Below are 16,415 nucleotides of genomic sequence, written 5' to 3' on the forward strand. Positions count from 1 at the left end.
CTCCTAGCAGCAGGACGAACCCGACTTCACCGCAATCCCAATCGGCTTTCCACCCGGCGCACGCGGAGCGCAGCAGGCGGAGCCTTCAGTAGCAACTTCTTCCTTCTTGCCTTCGCTGAATACCGGGATGTTGCCGAGCGAATGGAAGTGCTCCCACGCGATGCCCTGCGGGTCGGTGATCCAGTGCTTGTCGCTACGGGCGTAGCAGCAGGTGGTCTCGCCCTCGTCCAGCAACGCCATGTCTGCGGCTTCGGCTCGCGCCTTCAACTCGGCCAACTCGGCAGCGTCATCGACCTGGAAGCCGAGGTGGTCCACTCCGGCGGCGCTGCCGCGCGTGGAGATGGCAAAGTTGATGCGCGGATCGTCCAGCATCCATTTCGCATAGTCGCTTTCCACGCGCGCCGGCTCGGCGGCGAACAGCTTCGAATAGAAGGCGATGCTCTTGCCAAGATCGTCAACGTGAACGTGTACGTGAAATCGCTTCATTTGGCATCTCCAGTCAGCATTTGCATGCGGTGGTGTCGGCTTCCAGGCAGGCTTCGCCCTGGCAGCAGTTGGCGGTCAGGAAGCCCAACAGTGCATCCATATGGTCGTAGGCCGCGCGGTAGATCAGGTTGCGGCCGTCGCGCTCTTGCGTCACCAGGTGCGCGTTCATCAGTTCCTTGAGGTGGAACGACAAGGTCGCACCCGGCACGTCGAGCTGTTCGGCGATCGCACCTGGAGTCATGCCCGTGGGCCCAGCCACCACCAGCATGCGGAAAACTTGCAGGCGGAGGCTGTGCGCGAGCGCGGCGAGGGATCGGATGACGTCGTTTTCTTCCATATTTCCAATGTAGTAGAAATATGGATTGATGGCAAGGAGTACGGTCACTGTTGACCGGTGCCACATCACGGTGCTGCAGCGGCGACAATATGGCCATCCAGCCCACCACGACTGCTTCATGGCCGACATCGACCGATACCTGGAAGCCGCAACCCGCGATCACACGCGACGCAGCTATCAGTCTGCCATCCGCCATTTCGAGCGGGAATGGGGAGGCTTCCTGCCGGCCAGCGCCGACAACATTGCGCAGTATTTGGCCGAGCACGCGCAGACGCTTTCCATCAACACGCTGCGTCAGCGTTTGGCTGCGATCGCGCAATGGCACATCTCGCAGGGCTTTCCGGACCCCACCCGAGCGCCACATGTCCGCAAGGTTCTGAAGGGCATCCAGGCGCTGCACCCGGCCCAGGAGCGACGTGCCAAGCCGCTGCAGCTCGCCCAACTGGAGCAGTTGGTGGCGTGGCTGGACGCGCAAATTGCGGCAGACTCGGCCGCGGGAAACGTCCATCCACTACAAGTTCATGCCCGCAACAAGGCGCTGGTGCTGATCGGCTTCTGGCGGGGCTTCCGCTCCGACGAACTGAGCCGGCTGCAGATCGAGCACATCACGGTCGAGGCCGGCCGGGGCATGACGATCTTCCTGCCGCGCACCAAGACGGACCGCAACCACGTGGGCACCACCCACAAGGCACCGGCCCTGTCGCGCTTGTGTCCGGTCGCCGCCTACGAGGCTTGGCTGGGCGCATCCGGATTGGCCGGCGGCCCCGTGTTCCGACGGATCGATCGCTGGGGACGGATGGCCGACGACGGGCTGCAGGCCAGCAGCATCGTGCCGTTGCTGCGTTCGCTGTTTCGTGACGCAGGCCTGGCGCAGGCGGGTAGCTACAGCAGCCACTCGCTGCGGCGCGGCTTCGCCACCTGGGCCAATGGGAGGGATGGCCGGGATTCGTAAAAAATCCGCCACATCCGATCTAAGGTGCTGATTTGAAAAGAAAATAGGTCATAGGATCAAGCGGTGGAGCGCGCCTCTATGGATTCAAGGGGCAACGTACACTTCAAAAACATACACCTTCGCAATTGGCCGTACGGCCACCGACCCTGCTCTCAGTGAGCCACACTGGTATCACCTGACGCCTGCGGTGCACGTTCCAGGGTGTCCGCCGAAATCAGTTTGCGCCCATACAGCATTCCCGGCACCAGCACGCTGGTTATCGAAACAAGACGCGCATACGAGCGACAAATTGAACGCATTCTTTGAGAAGATAGACTCCGATCTTTTGAAGAACACTGGCGTGCATGACCGATTTGACAAGAACGCTCATTGAGCGATGGAAAGCTGACAGGGACGGGACATATCAGACGTGGTTTCTCTGGCCGGAGCGCCTCAAGAACTTCCGCTCCATTCGGCGCGGCATCGGCGCGGTCGTCAATGAGATTCAAGCTGGGACATTCGGCAACGCCTATCGCGGGTCCCCCCTCGAAACCGTGGTCTCCTCGATTGCAGAGCAGCGCCAGATCTTCAAGGGGGCGGACCATGCCTTCCTCTGGAAGCCCAAACTGCGCATCCCGGACATCTATGAGAATGCCGATCATCAGCGAGCGTTCGCCAGGCTGCTGCATACGTGCAATTGCTGCGACACCGAACAAGAACTGGTTCAAGCGATTCAGCAGTTGAACCAACACGGCATCAAGGGGCTGGGCCCGGCCGTCGCCAACCTGCTGTACTTCATTCACCCGACGCTGGCGGTTCCCTTCAACACCGCGATCGTCAACGGATACAACGCGCTGACGGGTTCTCGCGTCAAGCTCGGGAAATGGGACCACTACCTGGCCATGCGCGAGGGTGTGCTGTCCCTGAATGGTCGCTACCGCGACCTCCTGTCCAACGATTTGGGCGCAGTTGCCGGACTGCTGTTCGATATCGGAATGGAGCGCTATCCGGCGCCGCCGCGAGAAGGCGATGCTGCCACGATCGCTGAGTGGGAGAGCAATCTGGCCAAGGCGCGCGAGGAAGCGGCCTCCTTCGCCAAACAACTTCAGGCGGGACGAACCGACGATGCCTCCCATACAGAGGTGCAAGGCTGGTTGCGCGATCTCGGCAAGGCACTGGGCTTCGCAGTATGGGTGGCAACCAACGACCGTAGCCGCCCTTACAACGGCGGCGTGCTCAGCGATGGCTGCCTGGCAACGTTGCCGAACTCGCTGTTGGTAGCGGGTGCCGACACCGTGCCCCTTATCGACGTCGTTTGGCTGAACGCTGCTTCGCTGGAGGTGGAAGCCGCCTTCGAGGTCGAACACACCACTTCGATCTACTCAGGCATCGTGCGACTGCTTGATTTAGCCCTGGGCACAGAACAGCCGGCGAAGAAACACCTGTTCCTGGTTGCGCCGGATGGACGAGAGGCCGACGTGCGCGCTCAACTTGCACGCCCCGCCTTCAGCCGCGTATCGGAACTTGGCATCCGATATGTGCCCTACACCAGCCTCACCGAGCACCGGGAAACCATGGCCCGGTTCGGCGCAGGTATCAAGCCGATTGAAGCCATCGCCAAAACGCTCTGACCGGTGGCACGATTGCGGGTGCCAAGGAGACGGTCACACCCCATCAGCTGTATGCGCGGAACACGGTGGCCTGTCCGTCCAATCCGATCAGCAGGACGTTGTATGGCATGCGCCGATTACCGTATGCCGGCCCATCCATGCCAGGGGCGCCGAGCGGCATGCTGGGGACCGCCAGCCCGATCGCTTTCGGGCGCTCCTGCAGCAGACGCTTGATTTCGCGTGCCGGAACATGGCCTTCCAGCGCATAGTCCTGCACGATGCCCGTGTGACAAGAGGCATAGCGCTCTGGCATGCCAGCCTTTCGCCTGGCTTCCACCGTTTCCTCGACGTCATGTGCAACCACGTCGAACCCGTTGTCCCGCAAGTGGGCAAGCCAATCCTTGCAGCAGCCGCAACCCGGCGTTTTCCACACCTGGATCACGGGTTTCGATCCGGCCTTTTGCGCCAGGGCTACGGCAGGCAGCAGTAACAGACCCGCAATCAGGGACCGTCTTGTCGCGGACACGGGCTTGGCAGTCGGCGATTTCATCATCATGGTTCCTCCGGCAAACAGGTAAGCAGTATCAGGTTCCAGGCGGCGAAAGCACACCAAGCCAAGCGACCAACGCCAAAATCAGTATGGCAAGGCTGGTTTCCATGACCAGACTGCGGCGCAGTGCTATCACCGCGTGGACGTGGTCTGCGGCCCTAACCGCCGCCGCAAGCCGTGGGCTCAGCCGATAACGATTGGCTGCGGCCAGTCCGAGCATCAGCGCGAACAAAGCCAGCTTGATCAACAATAAGCGCCCGTATGGCGTGGTGAACAACCCGTTAATCGTCGGCCCAACGATCAAAAAATAGTTGAACGTCCCTGTCGCAAACAGCGTGGCAACAATCAGCGTCCCAAGACGCGCGAAGCCATTGGATGTGTGACTAAGGATTTCCACCGTTTCCGATGAGGCCGCTTGTCTTGTCGACGCCAGCAGCACAAACGCTGCCAATGCGCCAACCCAGGCGCCCGCGGCCAAAACGTGCGCGATATCAAATGTGAGATGAAGGTATCCCTTCACACCGTCGTCCATCGCCCCATGCCCGGCCCAAGTGACCGTTAGCAGAGCCACCGCACCCAGCCCGGCGCACACGCCGAAGTGAGGCGCTGGGTGCTTCCGCAAACGCGCAACGGCGACCAAGCATCCGGCCAGGGCCACCAATCGCGCCATCCAGGCCAGGCCAACCGCGGTGGTGGTCAGCATCATGCTGAAGACATGGCTGGTGAGTTCAGCGTACTCGGTGGCCCCCGTCATCGCCTTGGCCATGACAACGAAGCTCCAGAGCGACAGCACGATGCCCAATGCGGCAGTGACTCCGACGGCACGGACGTATCGGCGCGCAATCGCCGTGGCCCGGTGATCGGGTCGCAACGCCTGGACCCCGAACAGCGAGACCCCGAAAAGGATCGTCAAGTCCAGGTACAGCCCAAAGCGCAGGGCGATATTGAGCCAATCGTCCGCCATGGCCTTACTTCACCTTGAACGTGAAATTCCCCGTCATCGGGTGGGTATCCGACGAGACCGCGCGCCACTCCACCTTGTACGTCCCGGTCGTCAGCGGTTGTGCGGGCGTGATGACCATCGTCTTGGCGTCGTCGCCGGCGGAGACTTTTGCGCCAACCTTCATCGGGTTATGCCCCGACATGCCGGGCATCTCCGTCATGACGAGATTGGCCCCGGAGAATTGTGTCGTGAGGGTCTCCGAGAACTTCAGCTCGATCTTCGTCGGCGCAGTCACTTCCGCCTGATCGGCGGGCGTCGAAGAGACCAGTTTGGGATGCGCGAACGCGGCCGAAGCCAGAAGCGCCAAGGACGTGCCAATGATGGCCTTGGTGGCAAAACGAGACGTGAACATAGAAACACCCTTGTGGTTGGGAGTTGAGAAAACTAGAACCAGAGGCGCACACCCGCAACAAAACGGGTGTCGCCGCGGCGCCCACCGGCCGCTTCGATCATGTTGGCGGTACCGCCAAATGCCTGACTGCGTTCGACGCCGATATAGGGCGCAAACTGGCGGCTGAACTCATAGCGCAGCCGCAAGCCCACCGTCGCGTTGGAAAGCCCGCTGCCAACGGCGAGATCGGGATCGCGCTTGCCATAGAAGTTGGCTTCGATGCGCGGCTGCAGGATCAGCCGCTGGGTCAGCAACAGCTCGTATTCGCTGGACAGACGCAATGCCGTGCGTCCACTATTGCCCACATAGGCGGTGGCCTCGACATCGAACCAGTATGGAGCCAGACCTTGCACGCCGAAGGCCACCCAGTTGCGTGTGGGTCGGCCGAAACCCGTGTCATTCCGCACACCGAGCTGGGTATCCCAGAACGTTGTGACGGCATGGCTCCACAGCAACTCGGTGCGCGCCTCTTCGAAGCGCCCCTTTGAGACATCGCCTTCGGCTTTTAGGACCGCTTTGTTGTACACGCTGCCGAACCGGGCTTGCAATTCGTAGGCGGTTGCATTGGCATCGTTACCGTGCACCCACTCCAGCCGGTCAACCAGCACTGAGCCAAAGTTGTGCGCGTCCGCCATCATCATCATGTGGCGGGGATCGCCCAGTGCGTATTTGCCGGTGCCGAGCTGGTATCCGCCCGAGTAAGCATCGGGATCGCGTGCGTCGGGCGGCGCCGAACCATCCTGCATCTTCATGCTGCCGTGGTCCATGCCTTGCATCGAGCCGTGGTCCATCCCCTGCATTGAGCTGCCAGTATTCTGAGCGCCAGATTGGGACGCCGGGGTTGTCTCCCCGTTCATCAGTTGGATTTCCTGGGCCGAGGCAACGCCGATGCCGGCGGCAGCCAGCGCCACAGTCAACAGTGTTCTTACGTGCTTGTGCATGATCAATCCGCTGTGAAAGTCGAGCATCAGACCACCACCACTTCGCGGAACATACCCGCATCCATGTGCAACATCAGGTGGCAATGCCAGGCCCAGCGACCCAGCGCGTCCGCTGTGACGAGAAAGCTGATCCGTTGGGCGGGCTGGACGGGGATGGTATGCCGGCGCGCGAGGAACGTACCGTCCGGCGCTTCCAGTTCGCTCCACATACCATGCAGGTGCATGGGGTGCGTCATCATCGTGTCGTTGTGGAGGATGACGCGCAGCCGTTCGCCATAACGGAAGTGCACAGGTGTCGATTTGCCGAACTCCACGCCGTCGAACGACCACGTGTAGCGCTCCATGTTGCCGGTGAGGTGCAGTTCCACCTCGCGCTCCGGACCGCGCTTATCCATCGGACCGCCGATGGTATGCATGTCGGCGAGCACCAGAACGCGGCGCCCGTTGTTGCGCAGACCGACGCCGGGATCGTCCAGGTTGGTGCGCGCCATGTCGACGTGCATATCGGTGCTCGGACCGTATTCCGTGCGCGCGTGCCGTGCTGTCTTGCTCGGCACCTTCAAGCTGTTAGCCGCTCCGCCGGATTCCGCATGCTGGCTGTGGTCCATCATCTGCATGCCGCCGGAGTCCATCATGGTCATGCCAGTGTCGTCCATCATCTGCATGTCGCCATGATCCATACCGGGCATGCCGCCGTGGTTCATACCGGACATCGCACCATGGTCCATGCCCGACATGCCACCGTGGCTCATGCCACCCATACCGCCCATGTCACCCATCATGTCAGCCATGGACAGCCATTCCACCTTGTCGAGCGCAGGCACTGCAGCCTGCAAGCCCCGGCAGACAGCCAGCGTGCCACGTGCATAACCAGTACGGTCCATCGACTGCGAGAAGATGGTGTAGGCGTCGTCCTTGGGCGCGACCAGCACATCGCAAGTCTCGCCGGGGCCGAAGCGGAATTCGTCCACCGTGACCGGCTCGATGTTCTGCCCATCGACCTGAACCACCTTGAGTTTCAGCCCCGGGATGCGCACGTCGTAGAACGTGTTGCCGGAGCCGTTAATGAAGCGCAACCGCACAGTCTCGCCCGGCGTAAACAGGCCCGTCCAATTGCCGGCCGGCGTGACGCCGTTGGTCAGATAGGTGAGCGTTGCACTGGAGAGATCGGCCAGATCGGTCGGGTTCATGCGCATCTGGTTCCACATGGCCCGCTTTTCCATGGCCGCCTTCCAGCCATCGTTGGAAACGTCGCGGAAGAAGTCCACCACCGTAGGCTGGTGGTAGTTGTAGTAGTCGCCCTGCGTCTTGAGCTTGGAGAGGACGCGCATCGGATCTTCGTCGGTCCAGTCCGACAGCAGCACGCTGTAATCGCGGTCGGCCCGGATCGCGTCACCGCCGGCGGCATCGATGATGAGGGCGCCATAGACCCCGGTCATCTCCTGGAAGCCCGAATGCGAGTGGTACCAGTAGCTGCCGCTTTGTCGCACCTTGAAGCGGTAGGTAAAGGTCTCGCCGGGCGGAATGCCGTGGAAGCTGATGCCCGGTACGCCATCCATCTCGAACGGCAGGACAATGCCGTGCCAGTGGATTGACGTCGGCTCGCGCAGGCGATTGGTCACGCGCAAGGTGACGGTGTCACCCTCGCGCCAGCGCAGCGTGGGCCCCGGGAGCATGCCATTGATGGTCGTGGCCATAGCCGGCTTGCCCGTGAAGTTGACCGGCGTCTCGTCGATCACCAAGTCGAATTCGGTGCCGCGCAGCACTGGTGCGGTCCCCAGCGCGGTGGACGCAGCGGATGCCGCCGAAGTGAAACCACCCAGGCCCAAACCGGCGATGACACCGCCGGCAGCCAAACCTTGCACAAACCGCCGCCGCGGCAGGTTCGGTAGCACGAGGCCGGATGCACGATTGCTGCGCATGATCGAGATTTCCTTAACAAAATGTCCGACTCTGAAAGGTGGGTGCAGGCTACCCAGCGCCAGGCTACCCCGACCTGACTGAAACATTACAAATCCGTCATCTTGGTGTGATGCCGCCTGCAGCGCGGTACTCTACAGCCCATAAATCATAGGAAGTGATTCAGGCGCGATATGAAACTGTTGGTCGTCGAGGACGAGCCCAAAACCGGAGAGTATCTGCAGCAAGGCCTGACCGAAGCCGGCTTTGTGGTCGATCTGGCACGCAACGGTACTGACGGCCGCCATCTGGCCATGTCGGGCGACTACGACTTGCTGTTGCTGGACGTGATGCTGCCTGACGTGGATGGCTGGCAGATCGTCCAATCGTTGCGCGCTGCGGAACAGGCGGTGCCGGTGTTGTTCTTGACCGCCCGCGACAGCGTGGCCGACCGCGTCAAAGGCCTTGAAATGGGCGCCGACGACTACTTGGTGAAGCCATTCGCGTTTGCTGAGTTGCTAGCCCGGGTCCGCACGCTGCTGCGCCGGGGAACCGGTGCCGTCTCGTCCGACCGAATCCAAGTGGCCGACCTTGTGCTGGATTTGGCTCGCCGTCGTGCCTCACGCGGAGGCCAGAAGATCCCGCTGACGAGCAAGGAGTTCTCCCTGCTGGAGCTGCTGGTCCGCCGCCGTGGCGAGGTCTTGCCTCGCTCCCTGATCGCCTCGCAGGTCTGGGACATGAACTTCGACAGTGATACCAATGTGATCGACGTCGCCATTCGCCGGTTGCGCGCCAAGATCGACGACCACTTCGAGCCGAAGCTGATCCAAACGGTACGCGGCATGGGTTATGTACTGGAAGCGCCCGAGGACGCGGCCTGATGGGGCAGTTCTCCCTGACCACTCGGCTCACCGCGTATTTCTCGCTGTGTTCGGCAGCCGTCTTGCTGGGCCTGGGCGTGGTGATTGCGCTGGCCATGGATCAGCACTTTGCGGTGGAGGACTACACCGCGCTGCGCGAGAACGTCAGCGTCATTGAAAAGATTGTCGAATCGAGTCCCGCCGAACAGGTCCCCGAACGCATCCGCGAGGCAATCCAACATCGCACCGATCTCGTAGCTCGTATCCAGGGTTCGGACGGGCACATGCTGTACGTAACCCAGGATTTCGATTTTCAAGCGGCAACGCAAGCGCTGGCGCAGTTGCGGCATACCAGCGAAACCCTCGTTTGGGCGCAAGGCGGTCAGCAATATCGGGGCATGCACGCGGCCATCCCACTGCGAGATGGATCATCGGGCGAGCTTGATGTCCTGCTGGGGATCAACACGGACATTCACGCCCACTTCCTCCACACCTTCCGCGGGACGCTCGCTTTCTATATCGCCGTCGCAGCGCTGGCCACGGGCCTATTCGGCTGGTGGGCTGCACGCCGAGGCCTGGCGCCTTTGCGCACCATGGCCTCGCGGGCGCGCACGGTGACTGCCGACAAGCTCGATGAACGCATGCCTGTTGATACCGTGCCAGTCGAAGTGGCGGACCTTGCCGCGACCCTGAACGGCATGTTGGAGCGCCTGCAGAACGATTTCCGCCGCTTGTCGGACTTCTCGACCGACATCGCCCATGAACTGCGTACGCCTATCACGAACCTGCTCACGCAGACGGAGGTCGTGCTATCCCAGCCGCGCGAGGGCACGAAGTATCGCGATGTGCTGACCTCCAATGCGGAGGAACTGCAGCGCCTGGCACGCATGGTGTCCGACATGCTGTACCTCGCCAAGATGGAGCACAGCCTGACGCTGCCAAGCGCCGAAGACATCCGCATCGCTGACGAAATCCGCGCGTTGTTCGATTTCTATGACGCGCTTGCAGAAGACAAGGCTGTCCTGCTCGAAACGCGGGGCGATGGACACGTCACAGGAGACCGGCTCATGCTGCGCCGTGCGTTGAGCAACCTGCTCTCCAACGCCATCCGGCACACCCCGCGACATGGCCGCGTGGTCGTCTCGGTCAGTGATGATCGCGACGGCATGACGGTTTCGGTAGACAACGACGGCAGCGAGATCGCGCCGCAGCTGCTGCCATTTATCTTCGAGCGCTTTTTCCGGGCGGACAAATCGCGCGCGCGGCCCGAGTCGGAAAGTGCCGGCCTTGGCTTGGCCATCACCAAAGCGATCGTTGCGGCGCACGGCGGCACCATCACCGTTGCGCGCATTGACGGGCGCACACGGTTCTCTATCCGCCTACCGCGTTGCATCGATGCCGCAATATTGTCTGTATAGTTCTTTGCACACTGCGGCGACTACTGCCAAGCCGGGCTTGGCGGGCATTTTGGGTCGCAAACCGAAACAGCCGCCGGTTTCGCGCGCCACTCCGATGGACTCAAACGATGAGGATCGGCGCTTCATCGTACTCGGAATACGATCCTGCCATTGACAGGATGCCCATCGGATGAGACCGCTTGCCAGTCAACGCGATAGGAACCAGCCATGAGAGGTTGAGTCGGCTGAATAACGACCGTCTTGGCGTCTCCGCCACGCGATACTTCAGCCGGAATCTTCATCGGCCCGTGAAGCGCCCGGCCCGGCAGCCACGCCATAACTAGATTACCTCCCGAAGGCGGGAATACAAGTTCCTCTGAAAATCTCAATTCGATTCGCTTTGGGGCGGCCACTTCAGAATTGTTCGCTGGTCTCGATGAAACCAGCTTTGGATGGCCGAGAGCGATCTCGCTCAGAATCGCGAACAGGACGGTGACTGAGCCTCGCAATGCGCGGCGACTTGCGGACATGGCGCACCTCCGTTTCTTGGGAATGTGCATTTAGCTTAAGTCGTTGCACACGGAGCCTGTTGATGCAGGTCAGACCACCCACGAGCAACTAGCGTGCGATGAGATGGTAATCGGTGTCCCAAAACAGCACGATATGGCAATGCGTACCGAAGTTGTTGGTGCGCGCGGTAGCGCCCGCTGGGTGATGTCACGACGCATAGAGGTGTACGGGTTCGGCACCGGCTCGACACCGTCCACCAGAGGCTAGTTCTAGACCACTTTGCTGTGGCGCTGCTACGTTGGTGATTTGCTGCCCAATGCGATCCGGCACACCCCCGCGACATGGCCTTGTGGTCGTCGTGGCGCACGCGCGTCTCCACGTGCCGACCGCATTCCGCCGAGAGCGCGAACACTTCGGTTCACCATGGGCCACTGGCGGAAAGCGCACATGACCGCCACATGGCGGTCCGATTACGGTTCGGACAGATCTGGCCATTTGCGACTCAACGTGCCCCGCCTCTTTGGCACAAGGCGCCGTCCTTGCTTTCTCGTGGGTGCGCATGCCATGTCGGTACGCCAACCACCCAGGAGAACGACGATGTCTCACCAAACCTATCAAGAATGTCTCGACGCCTGTAACGCGTGTCAGGTCACATGCTTGCACTGTGCTGTGGCTTGCCTCAACGAGCCAAGCCCGGCGGAACTTGCCGACTGTATTCGCCTGGATCTCGATTGCGCGGAGTTGTGCCAGACTGCCGTTGGTTATATGGCACGCGGCAGCAGCCAAGCCAAAGCCGTTTGCGTATTATGCGCAACCATCTGTCAGAAATGCGGCGCAGAGTGCGCGAAGCATGCACACGACCACTGTCAAACTTGCGCACGTGCGTGTGAGGAATGCGCGCAAGCCTGTCGAGCTATGCAATAACGGCTTTGAACCCCAGTTCAATTGGAAGGAGCAAATGGCGCTGATAGGTCACATCCGCCGTCACGTGTTACACCATCCACGAATTGCCGGTTCGGTGCGCTGCCATTGGAAAGCGGCCTCAAAAGCACAATGCGCGCACATAGCACGAGGAATTTTCATTGTTGTTCATGCGCCCCGCCCTTCCCTCGTCTGCCTTTCTCCTTCTGCTTGAAAGCTGCGCTGCTCTGGCTGACGTTCAGCCTGCCGCGCCGCGCCCCACCAACGCAGTGCAGCCACACTACCAAGCAGCAACACAGCCGCCGCTGCCCAAAATGGAGCGAACGTATTCCATCCAAACAGGGTACCGGCACTCACCGAACCTAGTGCCTGCCCCAGGTTGCCTGCGGCTGCCTGCCTTGCCAACAGCGACCCAGCGAAACTACGGTCACCTTCCAGCAACTCATAAGACAGCACCGGTCCAATCATGCCGACGCCGGTAGCCACCACGGCGATTAGCAGCCCAAGCGCGGCGGCATCGGGCACCAGTGCGGCAAAGCCCAGTGCCACCGCTGAGCCGGCAAATGCGCCGGCAACCCAGCGATGGTCGATATGCTTGCGCACTGCCGGAAGCAGCAGCAAAGCCTGCGCGGCGAGCATCGCCAGGCTGCACGTGACAAACATCACCGCAATCATCGAGTTGGGTAGGCGCAGTGTCTGGCCACCAAACAGGCTGAAGCCGACTTCGAAGGTACCTGCGGCAAAGGACGCCAGCAGGGCTAACAGCATCGATACAGCAACGAAGCGCTTGCGCTGCCGGGTCATCTGCACCGAGCCGCTGTCGAGCAAGATCGGCTTGGTCGTGCTCAGGCAGCGGCGAACCGCCAACAGAAGTGGCAGTCCGACCGATGCGACCACCAACGCGGGCCAGTTGACCATACTGGGCATCTGGCCTGCAGGCATGCCCATCAGCGGCCCGGCAAGCCAACTACCGAACGCGGGGCCCGCGAGAAAGCCAACGAACGATGCACTACCGATCAGCACAAAGCGCCGACTCCTGTCCTCGGTATTGCTGATGTCGGTCACATAGGCCTGGGCACCGGGCACGATAGCCGCTGCCCCCGCCCCGGCGATCAATCGACCGCCATAGATCGCCATGAGACTGGGTATTAGCGCGACCATCGCGGTTCCCAGCACAAACATAGCGAAGCCGGTAGTCAGCGCCGCCGCCCGCCCACGATGATCCGACTGGCGGCCCCACCACGGCGCAAAGATGAACAGCGCGAGCGTGTAGATTCCTCCCAGCATGCCAACGTGCCACGCCAGCGTTTGCCGCGTCGCACCAGGCAGGTACTGCGCCAGATACAACTGCAGCAACGGCAGCCCGACTCCATAGCCGAGAGAGACAACAAATACCAGAGCAAGCAGCACGACCAACGCTGGCCTGACGGCCCGCGCATCGAGGGGTGCGGGAGTGGCGGACGATTGATTAAGCATGATGCCTTCAGCCCGCGCCGTGAGCGGCCACCGGAGCGGTCACGCCGTTGTGGACCGTCGCCGCGCTTGCGCGTCGGATTCCAGTCAGCCGGGTTCGCTTGAGCATTAGCGCGTTAATCGCCACTAGCGCAGAGCTGCCCGACATGGTAATCGCCGCCACCTCGGGGCTGATCGTGAATGGGTAGAGTACGCCGGCCGCCAACGGGAACGCCACTACGTTATAGGCGACCGCCCACCACAGGTTCTGATGCATCTTTCGCAAGGTCGCGCGGGACAGTTCAATCGCACCGACCACATCCAGCGGATCGCTTTTCATCAGGACCACATCGGCACTCTCCATCGCGACATCGGTGCCCGCACCGATCGCGAAGCCCACGTCGGCTTGCGTCAGCGCCGGAGCATCATTGACGCCATCGCCCACCATGCCGACCTTCTTGCCCTGCCCCTGCAGTTCCTTGACCTTTGCGGCCTTGTCGCCCGGCAGCACGTCGGCCAGCACGATGTCGATGCCCAATTCCTTCGCAATGCGCTCAGCGGTCGAACGGTTGTCACCGGTTAGCATTGCGACCTGCACCCCGCGGCCATGCAGTGCCTTGATCGTCTCGGCCGAAGACGGCCTCACTGCGTCGGCGATCGCGATCAAACCGATCAGGCGACCGCCGTGTGCGACGTGCACCACGGTGCGGCCTTGGCCCTGCAGACGGTCGGCATCTGCCTTGAGCGCGCCAAGGTCAACGCCATTGGCCTCCATCAACCGCCGATTACCGAGCAGGGCCAGCCGACCGGCCACCACCGCCTGCGTGCCCTGCCCATCGATGTTGGTGAAATCCGTCACCGCTTCGGAGGCCAGTGCGCCGGCACGCTTGAGGATCGCGACCGCAAGCGGGTGTTCGGAGAGCTTTTCGACCGAGCCTGAAACGCGCAGCAGGTCGTCTGGCGTTACGTCCCGGGCCACCGCTATATCGACCACTTCCGGCTCGCCAAGCGTCAGGGTGCCGGTCTTGTCGAAGATCACCACATTTAGCCGTGTCGCGTCCTCCAGCGCCGCAGCATTCTTGAACAAGATGCCGTTCATCGCGCCCAGGCCGGTACCCACCATCACCGCCATCGGCGTCGCCAACCCCAGTGCATCTGGGCAGGCAATCACAAACACCGTGATCGTGAGTGTCAGTGCCAGCAGTACCGGCTGCCCGAGCACGAAGTACCAGACAGCGAAAGTGGCCACACCGATCAGGAAGGCGATCACGACCAGCCATTGTGAGGCCTGGTCGGCCAGCAACTGCGCTGGCGCTTTGGAATTCTGCGCCTCCTGCACCAGTTTGACGATCTGCGCCAACGCGGTGTCGGCACCCACCTTGGTCGCACGATAACGGAAGCTGCCGCTCTTGTTGATCGTCGCGCCAATCACCTTGTCGCCCACCATCTTCTTCACCGGCATCGACTCGCCGGTGAGCATCGATTCGTCCACCTGAGAACCGCCCTCGAGCACCTCGCCGTCAACCGGAATCTTGTCGCCAGGACGCACCAGGACGATGTCGTCGAGCAGCACTTCGGCGGTCGCCACAGTCACTTCCTTGCCGGCGCGCAAGACAGTGGCCTTTGGCGGGGCCAAATCCATCAGCGCGCGGATGGCTTCCGACGCTCCTGCGCGCGCGCGCATCTCCAGCCAGTGGCCCAGCAGAATGAACACCAGCAACACCGACACAGCCTCATAGAACTGCGCACCGCCGAAAATGAAGGTGCTGCCGACACTGAAGACGTAGCCGGTGCCGACGCTCAGCACCACCAACACCGCCATGTTGAGCACGCCATTGCGCAACGCACGCGCGGCGGCGACGAAGAACGGCCACGCGGGGTAGATCACCGCAGCGGTGGCGAGCAGGAACAGCCACAGCCCCAAATCCAAGCCGAACGGTGGCTTCAGCTTGATGAAATCCATGCCCATCGGGGCATACAGGAAGATCGGCACCGTAAACGCCAGGCAGACCCAGAAACGGTTGCGCATGTCGCGCGCCATCCCCTTGGCATCCATACCGGGGCCATGGCCCATCTCGTGGGCCATTGCATCCATGCCACCGTGAGCCATCGCGGCGTGGTCGTGCGCGACGGGCGCCTCCGCTGTGGCCGGCCCACCAGCGGCATGTACGTGCCGCTCAGGATGCTCGTGCTGAATATGGCCGTGCGCGTGTGCCGGCGCCACAGCATGCTCCATCGGCCCGCACATGTGCCGGGGCAACATTTCGCCCGCACAGTGGTACCCGCAGTCCTGGATTGCCGCCCGGATGCGTTCCGGATCAATGCGCCCCTGGTCGTACGTCACCGTGGCCGATCCGGCCACCGCGTTGACCGAGACATGCTCAATGCCCGGCATCTGCGCTAGGTGCTTTTCGACGCCGCGCGCTGCCAGCGGCGATAGTAGCCCTGCCACCTCGAATGTGTTGGTTGTGCTCATGAGGGAATCCGTTGTTGGGGAATCGAACGCAGTGCGATGAAGTGCAGTGCGACAGCGCCACTCAGCAGCGCGGCGAAGAAGCACCACACCGAAATGAACCAATGGGCATAGAAAACGTAGGCGGTGAACGAAGCGGCCAGCGTGAGCGCCCCGAACACCTTGACCCAAACATGGCTGGAGAGCAACAGGCTCACCGTCGTGGAAAGCAGGTACAGCGTCATCGACGCGACAATGTAGAAATGCGGGGACTGGTAGTCCACATGGCCTGCCATCGGGCGCGCCTGAATCGGGTTGACCACCAGGCTGTACAACAGGTATGCACCCACAGCCAGACCCATAACCACAAAGGCCAACAACCCTCGGCGGCGCGGACCCCGGGGCTCTAGCAGCCATGCCGCTAAGGGGACGTACACCGGCCACAGTACGTGGGAGAAAAATGAGTACACCTGCGTAGCAACAAAGTTAAGCCAAGCGGGGCCACCAAAACTGAGCCAGACCACCCCCTCGACAAGCTGCTGGATCGCAAACAGCAATGGGATGGCGGCATAAGGGCGCTCCGCCGGGCAGCGCGCCATACGCAGCGTCACGGTGCCGATTGCCAGCAGTAGCGTGCCGGAGCCAAAGCTGGCCGTCGCGGAAAAGCACATAGCG

At 61.8% G+C, this 16,415-nt stretch carries 16 protein-coding genes; 5 read left to right on the top strand and 11 right to left on the bottom strand.

The annotated features are described in order from the left end of the window. Positions 1-3: 3 nt before the first annotated feature. On the bottom strand, positions 4-486 hold the full coding sequence (locus R2676_RS16645) for an ArsI/CadI family heavy metal resistance metalloenzyme (RefSeq protein WP_009241680.1): 483 nt from the start codon (positions 484-486) through the stop codon (positions 4-6). A gap of 13 nt (positions 487-499) precedes the next feature. After that, positions 500-823, bottom strand: a complete 324-nt coding sequence (locus R2676_RS16650) for an ArsR/SmtB family transcription factor (RefSeq protein ID WP_009277705.1) — start codon at positions 821-823, stop codon at positions 500-502. 118 nt (positions 824-941) lie between these two features. Between R2676_RS16650 and R2676_RS16655 the strand changes: the two genes are divergently transcribed. Both R2676_RS16655 and R2676_RS16660 read left to right on the top strand, forming a co-directional pair. Beyond that, a complete protein-coding gene (locus R2676_RS16655) occupies positions 942-1,775 on the top strand; it encodes a site-specific integrase (protein ID WP_009241682.1) in 834 nt (277 codons plus the stop codon). A gap of 344 nt (positions 1,776-2,119) precedes the next feature. Continuing rightward, positions 2,120-3,385, top strand: coding sequence for a hypothetical protein (locus R2676_RS16660; RefSeq protein ID WP_009241683.1), 1,266 nt, complete (start codon positions 2,120-2,122; stop codon positions 3,383-3,385). 43 nt (positions 3,386-3,428) lie between these two features. Here the strand turns inward: R2676_RS16660 and R2676_RS16665 are convergent, their stop codons facing one another. From R2676_RS16665 to R2676_RS16685, 5 genes are read right to left on the bottom strand one after another with little or no spacing between them, the layout of a single operon-like run. After that, positions 3,429-3,917, bottom strand: a complete 489-nt coding sequence (locus R2676_RS16665) for a DUF411 domain-containing protein (protein ID WP_021197391.1) — start codon at positions 3,915-3,917, stop codon at positions 3,429-3,431. 31 nt (positions 3,918-3,948) lie between these two features. Further along, positions 3,949-4,878 carry a copper homeostasis membrane protein CopD gene (gene copD, locus R2676_RS16670; RefSeq protein ID WP_009241685.1) on the bottom strand — a complete coding sequence of 310 codons (930 nt, stop codon included), beginning with the start codon at positions 4,876-4,878 and terminating at the stop codon, positions 3,949-3,951. 4 nt (positions 4,879-4,882) lie between these two features. After that, on the bottom strand, positions 4,883-5,269 hold the full coding sequence (gene copC, locus R2676_RS16675; RefSeq protein WP_009241686.1) for a copper homeostasis periplasmic binding protein CopC: 387 nt from the start codon (positions 5,267-5,269) through the stop codon (positions 4,883-4,885). A gap of 32 nt (positions 5,270-5,301) precedes the next feature. Then, positions 5,302-6,276 carry a copper resistance protein B gene (locus R2676_RS16680; RefSeq protein ID WP_009241687.1) on the bottom strand — a complete coding sequence of 325 codons (975 nt, stop codon included), beginning with the start codon at positions 6,274-6,276 and terminating at the stop codon, positions 5,302-5,304. Beyond that, positions 6,276-8,171 (bottom strand): copper resistance system multicopper oxidase, encoded by a 1,896-nt coding sequence (locus tag R2676_RS16685; RefSeq protein ID WP_009241688.1) that lies wholly within the window; start codon positions 8,169-8,171, stop codon positions 6,276-6,278. Before R2676_RS16685 ends, R2676_RS16680 begins: the two co-directional genes overlap by 1 nt. Positions 8,172-8,342: 171 nt before the next feature. Between R2676_RS16685 and R2676_RS16690 the strand changes: the two genes are divergently transcribed. Together R2676_RS16690 and R2676_RS16695 are read left to right on the top strand one after the other, a co-directional pair. Then, positions 8,343-9,029 carry a heavy metal response regulator transcription factor gene (locus R2676_RS16690; RefSeq protein WP_012435757.1) on the top strand — a complete coding sequence of 229 codons (687 nt, stop codon included), beginning with the start codon at positions 8,343-8,345 and terminating at the stop codon, positions 9,027-9,029. Continuing rightward, entirely contained in the window at positions 9,029-10,426 is a 1,398-nt protein-coding gene (locus tag R2676_RS16695; protein WP_009241690.1) for a heavy metal sensor histidine kinase, read from the top strand. The genes R2676_RS16690 and R2676_RS16695 overlap by 1 nt, the downstream gene beginning before the upstream one ends. A gap of 122 nt (positions 10,427-10,548) precedes the next feature. Here R2676_RS16695 and copC (R2676_RS16700) read toward each other — a convergent pair whose 3' ends face one another. Continuing rightward, complete coding sequence (gene copC, locus R2676_RS16700) at positions 10,549-10,935, bottom strand: copper homeostasis periplasmic binding protein CopC (protein ID WP_009277764.1); 387 nt, start codon at positions 10,933-10,935, stop codon at positions 10,549-10,551. Positions 10,936-11,512: 577 nt separating this feature from the next. Between copC (R2676_RS16700) and R2676_RS16705 the strand changes: the two genes are divergently transcribed. Beyond that, positions 11,513-11,839 (top strand): four-helix bundle copper-binding protein, encoded by a 327-nt coding sequence (locus tag R2676_RS16705; protein WP_012435756.1) that lies wholly within the window; start codon positions 11,513-11,515, stop codon positions 11,837-11,839. 165 nt (positions 11,840-12,004) lie between these two features. Here R2676_RS16705 and R2676_RS16710 read toward each other — a convergent pair whose 3' ends face one another. Genes R2676_RS16710 through R2676_RS16720 form a run of 3 tightly spaced genes read right to left on the bottom strand, consistent with a single transcriptional unit; the run spans position 12,005 to position 16,411 of the window. Next, a complete protein-coding gene (locus R2676_RS16710; protein ID WP_004635140.1) occupies positions 12,005-13,312 on the bottom strand; it encodes an MFS transporter in 1,308 nt (435 codons plus the stop codon). 7 nt (positions 13,313-13,319) lie between these two features. Next, positions 13,320-15,764 carry a heavy metal translocating P-type ATPase gene (locus R2676_RS16715; protein ID WP_004635142.1) on the bottom strand — a complete coding sequence of 815 codons (2,445 nt, stop codon included), beginning with the start codon at positions 15,762-15,764 and terminating at the stop codon, positions 13,320-13,322. After that, positions 15,761-16,411 carry a DUF6629 family protein gene (locus R2676_RS16720; RefSeq protein WP_004635145.1) on the bottom strand — a complete coding sequence of 217 codons (651 nt, stop codon included), beginning with the start codon at positions 16,409-16,411 and terminating at the stop codon, positions 15,761-15,763. Before R2676_RS16720 ends, R2676_RS16715 begins: the two co-directional genes overlap by 4 nt. Between the last annotated feature and the right edge of the window lie 4 nt (positions 16,412-16,415).

This window comes from Ralstonia flatus (assembly GCF_958439105.1).
Taxonomy (GTDB): Bacteria; Pseudomonadota; Gammaproteobacteria; order Burkholderiales; family Burkholderiaceae; genus Ralstonia; species Ralstonia flatus.